Source organism: Streptomyces sp. P9-A4 (assembly GCF_036634195.1).
Lineage (GTDB): Bacteria > Actinomycetota > Actinomycetes > Streptomycetales > Streptomycetaceae > Streptomyces.
In genome coordinates, this window is the sequence record NZ_JAZIFY010000001.1 from 6,503,141 (window position 1) to 6,515,765 (window position 12,625).

General features: G+C 72.1%; 7 protein-coding genes and 1 pseudogene. 6 read left to right on the forward strand and 2 right to left on the reverse strand.

Features of this window, described 5'->3' with window-relative positions:
• Positions 1-189: 189 nt before the first annotated feature.
• The 4 genes from cseB to V4Y03_RS29240 all read left to right on the forward strand — a co-directional run bounded on the left by cseB (position 190) and on the right by V4Y03_RS29240 (position 4,997).
• Positions 190-924 carry a two-component system response regulator CseB gene (gene cseB, locus V4Y03_RS29225; protein WP_332436857.1) on the forward strand — a complete coding sequence of 245 codons (735 nt, stop codon included), beginning with the start codon at positions 190-192 and terminating at the stop codon, positions 922-924.
• A 14-nt stretch (positions 925-938) separates the two neighbouring features.
• Entirely contained in the window at positions 939-2,216 is a 1,278-nt protein-coding gene (locus tag V4Y03_RS29230) for a HAMP domain-containing sensor histidine kinase (protein WP_332436858.1), read from the forward strand.
• Positions 2,217-2,768: 552 nt separating this feature from the next.
• A complete protein-coding gene (locus V4Y03_RS29235; protein WP_332436859.1) occupies positions 2,769-3,752 on the forward strand; it encodes a D-alanyl-D-alanine carboxypeptidase family protein in 984 nt (327 codons plus the stop codon).
• 246 nt (positions 3,753-3,998) lie between these two features.
• Complete coding sequence (locus V4Y03_RS29240; protein ID WP_443079895.1) at positions 3,999-4,997, forward strand: endonuclease/exonuclease/phosphatase family protein; 999 nt, start codon at positions 3,999-4,001, stop codon at positions 4,995-4,997.
• A gap of 94 nt (positions 4,998-5,091) precedes the next feature.
• Here V4Y03_RS29240 and V4Y03_RS29245 read toward each other — a convergent pair whose 3' ends face one another.
• Positions 5,092-7,419 carry an ATP-binding protein gene (locus V4Y03_RS29245; RefSeq protein WP_332436861.1) on the reverse strand — a complete coding sequence of 776 codons (2,328 nt, stop codon included), beginning with the start codon at positions 7,417-7,419 and terminating at the stop codon, positions 5,092-5,094.
• A 196-nt stretch (positions 7,420-7,615) separates the two neighbouring features.
• On the opposite strand from V4Y03_RS29245, the gene V4Y03_RS29250 reads away from it, so the two are divergent.
• Positions 7,616-11,443, forward strand: a complete 3,828-nt coding sequence (locus V4Y03_RS29250; protein WP_332436862.1) for an FG-GAP-like repeat-containing protein — start codon at positions 7,616-7,618, stop codon at positions 11,441-11,443.
• A 74-nt stretch (positions 11,444-11,517) separates the two neighbouring features.
• Here V4Y03_RS29250 and V4Y03_RS29255 read toward each other — a convergent pair whose 3' ends face one another.
• Positions 11,518-11,898 carry an FKBP-type peptidyl-prolyl cis-trans isomerase gene (locus V4Y03_RS29255; RefSeq protein ID WP_317877943.1) on the reverse strand — a complete coding sequence of 127 codons (381 nt, stop codon included), beginning with the start codon at positions 11,896-11,898 and terminating at the stop codon, positions 11,518-11,520.
• A 221-nt stretch (positions 11,899-12,119) separates the two neighbouring features.
• Here V4Y03_RS29255 and V4Y03_RS29260 point away from each other — a divergent pair.
• Positions 12,120-12,194, forward strand: a pseudogene (locus V4Y03_RS29260) (IS5/IS1182 family transposase); the annotation flags it as partial.
• Positions 12,195-12,625 lie beyond the last annotated feature (431 nt).

The window sequence follows — 12,625 nt, forward strand, 5'->3', positions numbered from 1 at the left end:
CGTTCGGCATGATATGCCGGTGGACGTCCTGTCTCAGTCTCCGCGCGGCCGCGTATCACCCGTGTATCACCCGTGTATCACCCCAGGTCAGACGGGTTGCTCGGTGTGCGCCGCAGGTTGCCGGGTGTGCGCGGTGGATGGTGAGGAGAGGCATGATGGAGGGCCGACCACCCCGCCTGATGGATGCCCATGTCTGAAGCCACCCCCGTGATGATCCTGCTCGTCGAGGACGACGAGGTGATCCGTCGATCCGTCGCGATGGCACTGGAACGCTACGGCTACCACGTGACCGTCGCGAGCGACGGGCTGAGCGGGCTCGAACTGTTCAGAGAGGGCCGGCACGACCTGCTGCTGCTCGACGTGATGCTGCCGGGGCTCGACGGCATCGGGCTGTGCCGCCGGATCAGGGAGACGAGCATGGCCCCGATCCTGATGATGTCGGCACGCGGCGATGCCCTGGACGTGGTCTCGGGACTGGAAGCCGGGGCCGACGACTATGTGGTCAAGCCCGTGGACACCTCGGTCCTGGTGGCCCGGATCCGTTCCCTGCTGCGCCGGGCGACGTTCGGCGCCTCGGGTCAGGCGGGGCAGCCCGGGAGCGCGGGACAGGCAGCACGGGAGGGGCGTGACGAGTCGGCCGGCCTGCTGGTCTTCGGCGATCTCACGATCAACCCCGCTGCCCTGGAGGTGACCAGGGACGGCCGGGAAGTGGCCCTGGCGCCGACCGAACTACGGCTGCTGCTGGAGTTCGCGGCCCGTCCCGGGATCGTGCTGGACCGCCAGACCCTGCTGCGCAACGTCTGGGACTACGGCTGGGACGGCGACACGAGGGTCGTCGACCTGTGCGTACAGCGGCTGCGGAAGAAGATCGGCGCCGAACGCATCGACACGGTCCGCGGCTTCGGCTACAAGCTGCGGCGCTGAACGGAGACCACGAGATGACGGTCGTTCGCGCACTGCTGAACCCCCGTTCCATGCGCTGGAAGATCATTGTTCTGGTGGCCCTGGCCTGCTCCGCGATGGCCCTCACCGTCGGTCTGCTCGTGCACGACTCGACCCTCAGGAGGTCGATGCACGACGGCGCGGCCAAGGCCCGCGCCACCCTGGACCGGGCGATCGACACCGCCCGGACCTCGGAGCGGGAATCGCCCCTCGCCACCCCGGGCGAACTCCCCGACGCCTTGATGCGGCAGCTCGACCGCCACACCGAGGGAACCTTCTACGAGGACGGGCCCCCCGCCCCCGTCTACTGGGCCGCGAGGTGGGAAGGCGGCCGGCTGTACGCGGTCGAGGTCGACATGACCACGGACGAGCTCACCCGACAGGCCCTCGACCGGCACATGTGGAAGTACTTCCTGCTCACCCTGGCCGTCGTGATCCCGGCCACGGCCCTGGCGACCGAACTGCCGGCCCGGCGACTGCGCCGGGTGGCCCGTACCGCCCGCCGGATCACGGCGGGCGACCTGGATGCCCGTACGGACATGGGCGGGCGCGGCGGCGACGAGATCGCCGAGATCGGCGCCACGGTCGACTCGATGGCGGACAGCCTGCAACAGCGCATCGCGGACGAGCAGCGCTTCACCGCCGATGTCGCCCACGAACTCCGCACCCCGCTGATGGGCCTGCTCACCTCGTCCGAACTGCTCCCCGAAAGCGAGGCCACCGACCTCGTACGGGACCGGGTCCAGGTCCTGCGCGACCTGGTCGAGGACCTCCTGGAGATCTCCCGCCTCGACGCGGGCGCCGAGCAGCCACTGCCGCGACCGGTGGACCTCACCGAATTCGTCGAGGAGTCGGTGGCCAGGACCGGCCTCACCGCGCGGGTGACCACCCAGGGCGAGCCGACGGTCGCCAGGACCGACCCCCGACGCCTGGACCGCATCGTCGCGAACCTCGTCGTCAATGCCCACCGCCACGGAGCCGGCCCCGTGGAGATCACCGTCGCCGGCCCGACGATCACGGTACGGGACCACGGCCCCGGCTTCCCGGCGGACCTCCTCGCCCACGGCCCCCGGCGCTTCCGCACAGGCGCGGTGGAACGAGGCCGCGGTCACGGCCTGGGCCTCACGATCGCACGCGGCCAAGCCCAGGTGATCGGAGCGAAACTGACGTTCACCAACCACCCGGAGGACGGAGGAGCGGTAGCGACGCTGCGCCTTCCCGCAGCCACCCATGAACCGGCCGATCCCCACACGGCCGCGCAGCCGGTGACGTGATCACCGGCAGGTGACCGAGGACTCGCGTTCACATACCGCACCGGGAGCCCGTTCACGTCGGGCGCCGCGGACATCTTCCCCTGCTCCACCCGCTGAAGAGCGGCCAGTTCACGGCCGGAGACATTCCCCCTGCGGATCGAAGCAGAGGAGGCCGTGCTCGCGGGCCGGCGCAGCGGCGTACTCGGACACTTCCTCAGCCGTGCCGTAAGACATGAGCAGGTACACAAGAGCCCGTCGTACATCGAGGCGGCTTGGCGGTCGTCGAATGGACGGTCGCCGTCCCACACGGCAAGGTCATAGCTCGCGAGCACATCGTCGCAGGCAGCAGCGCCGCCGATGCCAGCAGGCCCTGAGAACGGACTGCCATCAAGCGATCCATAAGGGACTCCCAGCCGCCCTGCCGCACAGACCACCGGCCACTGACGCATCCGATACACAGCCGATGGGTTCCCGAGCGCCCGTAGCGCTCTCGCACCCGCCGCCCCGACACACCACCCACGCAGTCTTGGCGCCGTACCCCGACCCGTACGGCAGCCCCGGAGGTGGCCTCCGATGTCCCTTTACCCCGCCCTTCGTCACCGCGCCGTAGGCGGCGCGCTGGCCCTGCTCGTCCTCGGCATCACGGCCGTCACAGCCATCACCGTGGAGCGCGGAGCCGACCCCACGCCCGCGTCCGGCAACCGATCGGCGGCCTCCACCGGACCTGGCCCCGACGGCGGCCCGGCCATCGACGGAAGCACGATCCAGTGGCCGCAGGACGGACAGAGCGCCGTGGAACTGGTGGGCGCGGGCTCCCCGCAAGCGCGGGGCGACCAGCGACCGGTGCCGATCGCGAGCCTGACGAAGGTGATGACCGCCCATGTCATCCTCAAGGAGCACCCGCTGCGGCCGGGTGAGCCGGGACCGCTGATCGAGGTGGACCGACAGGCCTTCCACGAGGTGGCGGTCGGCGGCGAGTCGACCGTTCCGGTCCAGGCCGGCCAGAAGTACTCCCTGCGCCAGCTCCTCGAACTGCTGCTGATCCCCTCGGGAAACAACGTCGCCCGTCTCCTGGCCCGCTGGGACTCCGGCAGCCAGGAGGCGTTCGCGAAGAAGATGCAGCGCACCGCGGACGACCTGGGCATGGGACGGTCGACCTACACGGGAGCGAGCGGGATCGAACCCACGACCACCAGCACCGCCGTGGACCAGTTGAAACTGGCCCGACAGGCGATGAAGGACCCCGTCTTCCGCGAGATCGTGGCCAGCCGGACCATCACCGTGCCCGGCATCGGCCCGATCACCAACACCAACTCCCTGCTGGACACCCCGGGCGTCGTCGGCATCAAGACCGGCTCCAGCACCCCGGCCGGAGGCAACCTCCTGTGGGCCTGCGAGGTCCGCAGCGGCGACACCACCCGCATGCTCCTGGGCGCCGTTCTGCACCAGCGGGCGAACACCACACCCAACGAGGGAATGCACGCGGCCCTGGAGAACAGCCGCCGCCTCATCACCGATCTCCGCGACCGGTTGACCTCGGCACGGACGGAACGCTGAACCACGATGACACCCATCCGCCCCGTACCCGACACCCCGGCACAGGACACGCAACGGAACGAGCCGCCGGGCGTGACGGTCCCGAAGGCCGCAGCCCTGCCGCTCGCCCCCGCCGCGACGGTCCCGAAGGCCGCAGCCCTGCCGCTCGCCCCCGCCGTGACGGCCCCGAAGGCCGCAGCCCCGCCGCTCGCCCCCGCCGTGACGGCCCCGAACACCCCAGCCCCGCCGCTCACCCCCACCGCAACGATTCCAAACCCCGCAAGCCCGCCGCCGCACCGTCCGCCCAGCCCATGGACGTCACGCCCCAGGGGCACGACCACCACGATCTGCTCCGCCGTTCTCACACTGATCATCGCGGGCCACGACTGGCTCCCCGACTCCCCGGGCCGCCTGGGCAGCCTGGCCGAGACCCTGCTCCCCTGGACCGCGCTCGCCCTCCCCGCGCTGCTCGCCGCAGCCATACTGCGCAGATCGCCGGCGGCAACGGTCGCCCTGGTGGTCCCGATCACCGTCTGGCTGGCGGTCTTCGGCGGCCGGCTCACCGACAAGTCCTCGCCCGGCGGAGACCTCACCGTCGTCAGCCACAACGTCCACCAGGAAAACCCCGACCCGCACGGCACCGCACGGAGCCTGATCGCGTCCGGGGCGAACATCCTGGCACTCGAGGAACTCAGCCCCGACACGGCGCCCCTGTACGAGCAGGCCCTCGCGGCCACGTACCCGTACCACTTCTACGACGGCACGGTCGGTCTGTGGAGCCAGTACCCCCTGCGCGACACACGCCCCGTCCCGATCATGCCGTGGACCCGGGCCCTGCGCGCCACGGTGGACACCCCCCGAGGCCCGCTCGCCGTCTACGTCGCCCACCTCCCCTCCGTACGCGTCACCCCCGCCGGCTTCACCGCCGGCGCACGCGACGAAGCCCTCGACCGCCTGGCCGCCGACCTGCGAGCAGAACGCCTCCGGCGCGTCATCGTGATGGGCGACCTGAACGGCTCCACCGACGACCGCGCGCTGCGCCCCCTGACCCTCGACATGACCTCGGCCCAGGCCACGGCCGGAAAGGGCTTCGGCTTCACATGGCCCGCACGCTTCCCCGTCGTCCGGATCGACCAGATCCTCCTCAAGGGCATGAACGCCACCTCGGCCTGGACCCTCCCGGCGACGACGAGCGATCACCTCCCCGTGGCCGCCCGCCTCAGCCTTTCCCCGGAGACGCCGGAAAGCCCTCGGCAGCGCCCCTGAACCCGTTCCGTGCCAACCTGTCCCCGGCGGCCCCACACCTGATCCCAGCCCGGCGGCGCCCCAGGACCCAAGGCGGCGCCCCGGCCCTCAGGAGTCACGACCCGGAGCCCCCGCAACCAGCGGACGCGGCCAGCTCCCGTTCGGCCTCCGCCTGCCGAGGATGGCCCTGCTCGGCGAGGCCGCGCCGAGCGGCATCCAGCGTCGTACGGGCCTCCTCCGCACGACCGAGCCGACGCAGCGCGACGCCCAGGTCCAGGCGGGCCGGCTCGCTCCACGCGGCCATACCGGCCGCCTCGAAACCGTCGAGGGCGCGGCGCAGCAACGGCTCGGCCTCCGCGCAGCGCCCCAACTCGCCCAGATCCCGGCCGAGATGCTGCAACGTACCCGCCCGGAACACCGCCAGAACCTCTTCCGACTGACCAGGGATCCCGGCGCGGCACAGCTCCTCGCTCTGCCGGTGAATGGCCAGCGCTTCCTCGGCCCGCCCCATCGAACGCAGGTGCCCGCCCAGTGCGTTGAGCGTCGAGAGCTCCGCCAGCCGGCTCTGCGGCGTGGCGTTCTCCCGGTGGCAGGCCGCCGACTCCTTCAGCCATGCCACCGTTTCCTCGGCCCGCCCCAGATGGTGCAGCGCTCCCGCCCCGTATCCGTGGGCCCAGCCCGTCTGCAGCAGGTCGCCCGCCTCGCGCGCCGCGGCCAGCGCCTCGCGGGCGGCCGCCAGCCCGCCGGCGTAGTCATGGACGCACAGGTTGTGCGCCCAGGCCAGGTAGTTGAGGTGCACGGCCTCGTCGCGCCGGCTGCCCAGCGCCCGCGCGGCGGCCACCGAGCAGCGGAAAACCTCCACCCACTGCTCCCAGTGCTGGGTGCGATCGGAGAACCAGTGCATCGCCTCCGCCGCGTCCAGGACCTCCTGGTGGTGCCCGTCGGCGAGGGCCTGGCGCAGGGCGTCCAGCCACTGGGCCCGTTCCGCCTCCAGCCAGTCGCGCGCCTCGCCGGGCCCACGGGGCGCGGTGGCGCCGTGCGGGTCGCCGACGGGGGAGCGCTCGGCGTCGAAGTGGAGCGCGGCGGCACCGGCGCGTGCCAGCGTCCACCGGGCGGTGTGCTCCCGGGCCAGATGGAGTTCCGCCGGATCGTCCTCGGCCAACCGCTCGGCGGCGAACAGGCGGAGGAGGTCGTGGAAGCGGTAGCGCTCGGCGGCCGGGTCGGGCTGGAGCAGCCCGCGGTCGGCCAGGTCCTGGGTGCAGAGTTCGGCCTGCCGCAGCGTCGTCCCGGAGAGCAGCGCCGCGGTCTGCGGGGAGAAGTCCGTACCCGCGGCCAGCGTGGCGCGCCGTAGTACCAGCCGTGCCAACGGCTCCAGCCGCCGGTACGACAGCGTGAAGGCCGCCCGGACCTGGAGGTTCCCGGCCTGCAGCACATCGAGCCGGCGCCCCTCGTCGGCGAGTTGGGCCACCAGCTTCGCGAGCCGCTCCGCGGGCCGGGCCGCCAGCCTCTGCGCGGCGATGCGCACCGCGAGCGGCAACTGCCCGCACAGATCGGCCAGATCGCGCGCCGCCTGCGGTTCCGCCGCCACCCGCTCGGGTCCGACGACCCGGCTGAGGAGGGCGACGGACTCCTCACGGCGCAGTACACCGAGCGCGACGCGGTGCACGTCCTCCAGCCCGGTGAGCGCGTTGCGGCTGGTGACCAGGGTCAGCGCGGGCCCGGAAGCGGGCAGCAGCGGCCGGACCTGGTCCTCGTCGGCCGCGTTGTCCAGGACGAGGAGCACCCGCCGGTCCTCGACGGTGGCCCGCAGCAGCCCGGCCCGGCTCTCTGTGTCGGGTGGTACGGCGCCCTCGGCGATCCCGAGCGCCCGCAGCAGCCGCCGCAGAACCTCGCGCGGTTCCGTGGGCGCGGCATCCGTACCGCGCAGATCGACGGCGAACTGCCCGTCCGGGTAGCGGTCCGCGAGGCCGTGTGCCGCCCGTACCGCGAAGGCCGTCTTCCCCAGCCCCGGCTGGCCCGTGACCAGCACCACCGCCGGGTAGGCAGGTCCGGCGTCCTCCGCGAAGGCCCGCAGCCGGGCAAGGTCGGCCTCCCGCGCGGTGAAGTCCCGTACGTCGCGTGGCAACCGCAGCCCCATCGCCCCCAGCGGGCCGCTCGGCGCCGCCGACGCCGCCCGAGGACGGGGCCGCCCCGCGGCCGCGGCCCGCTCCAGAGCCTCGGCCTCGCCCTCGGTACCGTCGAGCGCGAGCGCCGCGACCAGCGCGCCCACCGTACGACGCTGCGGACCCCGCGTGCGCCCGCGTTCCATGTCGGCCAGCGCCCGCACGCTCACCCCCGCGCGGTGGGCGAGCTCCTCCTGGCTGAGTCCGGCGCGGGTGCGCAGGGTGCGCAGCAGCGATCCGAACTCCCCGTGGCCGGAGCGGGCGGAATCGGCAGTGGTCATCGTGCGGGTCTCCGTGCGCGGTGCGGCCGGTGCCGGCCGGGGGCGGCGCGACGTGCGGTGGTCCGGCAGAAGTATGCAGGACCGCACTTCTGCCGGTGCGACTGCCTCGTGCCCGCACCGCCCGGGTGCTGGACTGGTTCTCGTTTTCCGTGTCCCGGCCCCTGTCGTGCGGCCGCCACAGTGCAAAGGGTTCTCGATGAGACGTCTCTCCCTCCCCCTCGGACGACCGGGGCCGCTGCCGCCGGATCACGGAACCCGGCGGGGCCGGTTCCGTGCCGCGCTGCACGTCACCGGGCTCGCCCTGGCCGGGGCGCTCGTCGCCGGCACGCTGGTCGTCACCGCCGCCCCTCCGGCGGCCGCGGTACCCGTGGGGACGACGGTCGTGCTGCAGAGCGTCGGCGACAGCCAGGGCGACGGCACGGGCGACGACAAGAACGTCGGGTACGCGGGCGGCACCGGGCTGCAGATCTCCGGCACCGACCTCCTCTTCCGCGCGACCGAACCGAAGGGCGACCAGGACAACCAGCTGTGGTACCTGGAGGCGTCCGCGGGGGGCTCGTACAAGGTCAAGAGCCGTACCAAGAGCGGCTGCATGAGCAGGGACTCGGACGCCGCGGGCAACGCCCGTCTCGCGTTCCGTGACTGCGGCGCAGCGGGAACCGACTGGGACTTCGCGTCCGCGAAGGGCGACCGCTACCGGATCCAGCCGGTCGGCCACTCCGACGAGTGGCTGGAGACCCCGCTGGACAAGGGCCGCGAGGTCACCCTGTCCAGGATCAAGGTGCTGGGCAACCGCCAGGAGTGGTACGTCACGCCGTACGAGCCGACGACCCGCGCCATGCCGGCGGATCCCACGTTCGACGACATGACGTTCATGACGGCCCACAACGCGTTCTACAACAGCGCCGACGTGGGCGGGATCGGGACGTCCCTACCGCCCAACCAGTGGATGCCGATCCGTGACCAACTGGCCCAAGGTGTACGGGGGTTGATGCTCGACGCCCACAAGTACAACGGCCGGGTCCGGATGTGTCACGGACCCTGCGCGCTCGACAGCCGGCCGATGTCCGACGTCTTCACCGACATCGCGGACTTCCTCAAGGCACCCGGGAACGAGAAGGAGATCGTCACGGTCTTCACCGAGGACTACGTCGACGACCCCGCCGACCTGCGCGACGAGGTCGGCGACGACCTGGCCCCCGGCGGCCAACTGGCCGGCATGCTGTTCAACCCGGCCGACCCCCGCTGGGACGTCGCGAACAAGGGCTGGCCGAAGGTCTCCCAGCTCATCGACGCCGGCAACCGCGTGCTGCTCTTCTCCGACAGCTGGAACAAGGAGGATCTGTTCCCCTCCGACACCAACGTCAACGTCGGCTTCGCGTACCAGCGCAACTGGACGGCCGAGAACTACTGGTCCTTGGGATCCGGCACCACCGACACACCGGACTGGACCTGCAGGACACGCTGGGACGACGTACCGCTGGCCAAGGAGGAGAAGCACTTCCGCCGGCTGTTCGTGATGAACCACTTCCGTGACATGCCGTTCACGACCCGCGCGTCCTCGGACAACCAGCAGGTGCTGGAGCGGCTGAAGAAGTTCTGCCGGCCGGCCGCCCGCAAGAAGCCCAACTTCCTCGCCGTGGACCACTTCCACCTGGGCGGCGTACGCGCGACGGTCGAGGCGCTGAACCAGTACACGTACCACCCCGACACCCCCGGCTACGGAGGCACACCCGACAGTCAGGGCGAGAACTGGCACGTGCCGCGCCTGTCCGTGATGCCGCTCGGCGACTCCATCACGCTCGGGGTCGGCAGCTCCACCCGATCCGGCTACCGGGCCCCGCTCTGGCCGATGCTGACCGGCCGGGCCGACACTCTCGACTTCGTCGGCTCCCAACGCGAAGGCCAGCTCCCGGACATCGACCACGAGGGTCATTCGGGCTGGCTCATCGACGGCATCGCCGCGAACGTCGACAGCTGGCTGGAGGCGGCCAAGCCCAATGTCGTCCTGCTGCACATCGGCACCAACGACATGGACCGCGACAACGCCGTCGCATCCGCCCCGGCCCGCCTCGCCGCCCTCATCGACCAGATCACCGCGGCGTCCCCGCAGACCACCGTCGTCGTGGCCACGCTCGTCCCCTCCACCTCACCGACGGTCCAGACCCGCGTCAACGCGTACAACGCGCAGCTCCCCGGAATCGTCAAGGCCCGGCAGGACCGGGGCGACAAGGTCACGCTCGTCAGCATGGGCGCGCTGACCAACGCCGACATCTCCGACCGGCTCCACCCGAACAACACCGGCTACACCAAGATGGCCACCGCCTTCGCCGGAGGCATCGACACGGCCGCCCGCGCCGGCTGGATCAGCGACACCGTGACGGTGCGCCCCGCGCCCCCGCGCGCCGGACTCGGCGACTACCAGGTCGACGTCAACGCGGACGGCTACGCCGACTACCTCACGGTCGACGCGGCGGGCGGCGTGCGGGCGTGGCTGAACAAGGGCGGTACGGGCACGGCGGGCTGGACCGAAGCAGGCCTGATCGCCACCGGCGTCCCGCTGAACGGCGGCCAGGTCCGCTTCGCGGACATCAACGGCGACCGCTACAGCGACTACCTCGTCGTCGACCCGGGCGGAGCCGTGCGCGCCTGGCTGAACAAGGGCGGCACAGGAACAGCGGGCTGGACCAGCGCCGGGCAGATCGCCTCCGGGGTGACGCTGGCCGGCGGCGAGGTCCGCTTCGCCGACATCAACGGCGACAAGTACGCCGACTACGTCGTCGTCGACCCGAACAGCGCCCTGCGGGTGTGGCTGAACAAGGGCGGTACGGGCACGGCCGGCTGGACCGGCGTCGGGCAGATCGCCTCCGGAGTGGGAGTACCCGGAGACCAGATCCGGCTGGCCGACGTCAACGGCGACGCGTACGCGGACTACCTCGCCGTCGATGCCGTGGGCGCCGTGCGGGCGTGGCTCAACAAGGGGGGTGCGGGCACGGCCGGCTGGACCGACGCGGGCCAGATCGCCGCGGGTACCGATGCCCTCGGCTCGGCCGTACGATTCGCGGACATCGACGCCGACCGTCGCGCGGACTACGTCGTGGTCGAGGCGAACGGTGCGGTACGGGCGTGGCTGAACAAGGGCGGTGACGGCACCGGCGTCGGCGGGGGTGGCTGGACGACGGTCGGCACGTTCGCCTCCGGCGTCGGCGCGCCGGTCGCGGACCTGCGCTTCGCCGACATCAACGCCGACCGCCGGGACGACTACCTGACGGTCGCGGCGGACGGCTCGGTGCAGGCCTGGCTGAACAACGGCACCCCGGGAAGCTGGACACCGCTGGGGACGTACGCCACGACGACCGGAGCCCCGGGTTCGCAGGTGCGGTTCGCGGACCTGAACGCGGACGGCCGGGCGGACTATCTCACGGTCGCCGCCGACGGGTCGGTCAAGGCGTGGCTGAACCAGGGCGGCGTCGGGCGCGGTGGCTGGGCGGAGCTGGGAACGTACGCCTCGGGCACCGGCTCGCCGGGCGACCAGGTCCGGTTCGCGGACCTGAACGCGGACGGCCGGGCGGACTACCTCACGGTCGCCGCCGACGGGTCGGTCAAGGCGTGGCTGAACCAGGGCGGCAACGGCAACGGCGGCTGGACGGCACTGGGGACGTACGCCTCCGGCACGGGTGCGACCGGTTCGCTGGTCCGGTTCGCGGACCTGAACGCGGACGGTCGCGCCGACTACGTGGCGCTGGCGTCGGACGGGTCGGCGAAGGCCTGGCTGAACCAGGGCGGCAACGGCAACGGCGGCTGGACGGCACTCGGCGCCTACGCCCCGGCGCTCGGAGCCGTCGGGACGCAGCCCGTCTTCGCCGAGGCCAACGGCGACGGCCGGGCGGACTACCTGGCAGTGGCCGCGGACGGCTCGGTCCAGGCCTGGACGAACAACGGCGCGGCACTCAGTGGCGGCTGGACGGCGGCGGGCGTGATCGCCACCGGCGTCGGCGTACCGGCGAGCCAGGTCCACATCTGACGCAGGTAGTCCCGGACGCGGGGGCGGTGGCCGACAGGGCCACCGCCCCCGCGTCCCGTCAGAGCCGGCGCCCCTCAGACGGCGACGGAGAGCAGGTCCACCACGAAGACGAGCGTCGAGCCCGCAGGGATCAACGACGAGGGGGACTGGTTGCCGTACCCGAGACGCGGAGGAACGATGATCTCGCGCCGACCACCGACCTTCATCCCCCTGATCCCGCGGTCCCAGCCCTTGATGACCCTGCCACCGCCCAGCGCGAACTTGAACGGCTGCCCCCGGTCCCAGGAGGAGTCGAACTCCTTCCCGGACTCGAAGGTGACGCCGACGTAATGAACCCGGACAACCCTCCCGGGCTTGGCCTCGACCCCATCCCCGACGACGAGGTCGCGAACAGCCAGCTCGTCGGGAGCGGCCCCCTCCGGAAGGTGGATCTCGGGCTTGGTCAGTTCACTCATCGCAGTCCCACTACTCTCCGGCGAAAGCCTTCAAACCAAGCATCCGCGCGCACGGTCACGCTAAGCAGTAGATCATCAAGCTGCCGAGAACACTGAGCGTCTTCAGCGTGGCCACTGATCGGGTGACGCCGGTGAGGTCGAGATGAAGGCCACAACGCACAAGGCCCCCGTGCCGTTGAGGGAGGCGTTCGGCGTCTCAAGCCACCGGCACAGGAGCCCTGTTGGTTCCCTGTCCTGCCGCACTCGACCTCCCTCATGCTCTGGTCGAGTGGGTCACGATGCTCGTCGTCACCCGGAGGGCATGCGGGCGCATCTGGACCTCCAGGGCGGCGGCCCCGCCGGTGTGATGCTGCCGATCCACTGGGGCACCTTCAACCTCGCCCCGCACCCGTGGGCCGAGCCGGGGGAGGGCGCGGTGGAGGCCGCCGCGGGCGCCATCCAGCGGATCGCCCTGCCGATCCCCGGCCGGCCCTTCGAGCCGGGTGCCGAGCGGGTGCCCGACACCGCGTGGTGGCGTCCGGTCGCCCGAGTCCCCGCGAGGGGCTGGAGCGAACCCCTCGTCACCGAAAGTGACGGTGCGCTCACCGGTGCCGGTGGCGTCGACGCGGAAGTGAACGCCGACGCAGGCATCGGCCGGTCGTCCGGGGGGCCCGGAACCGACGCGGGCCGGGGGTGCCGGAGGCCGCGCGGACACCCTGGCGCGCGGGCGGGCCGGTCGGGTCCGCGC

Excerpts from the sequence above, each read along its gene's own strand:
- cseB (WP_332436857.1), top strand. The coding sequence starts at position 190 with ATGTCTGAAGCCACCCCCGTGATGATCCTGCTCGTCGAGGACGACGAG.
- V4Y03_RS29230 (WP_332436858.1), top strand. The coding sequence starts at position 939 with ATGACGGTCGTTCGCGCACTGCTGAACCCCCGTTCCATGCGCTGGAAG.
- V4Y03_RS29235 (WP_332436859.1), top strand. The coding sequence starts at position 2,769 with ATGTCCCTTTACCCCGCCCTTCGTCACCGCGCCGTAGGCGGCGCGCTG.
- V4Y03_RS29245 (WP_332436861.1), bottom strand. The coding sequence starts at position 7,419 with ATGACCACTGCCGATTCCGCCCGCTCCGGCCACGGGGAGTTCGGATCG.
- V4Y03_RS29250 (WP_332436862.1), top strand. The coding sequence starts at position 7,616 with ATGAGACGTCTCTCCCTCCCCCTCGGACGACCGGGGCCGCTGCCGCCG.
- V4Y03_RS29255 (WP_317877943.1), bottom strand. The coding sequence starts at position 11,898 with ATGAGTGAACTGACCAAGCCCGAGATCCACCTTCCGGAGGGGGCCGCT.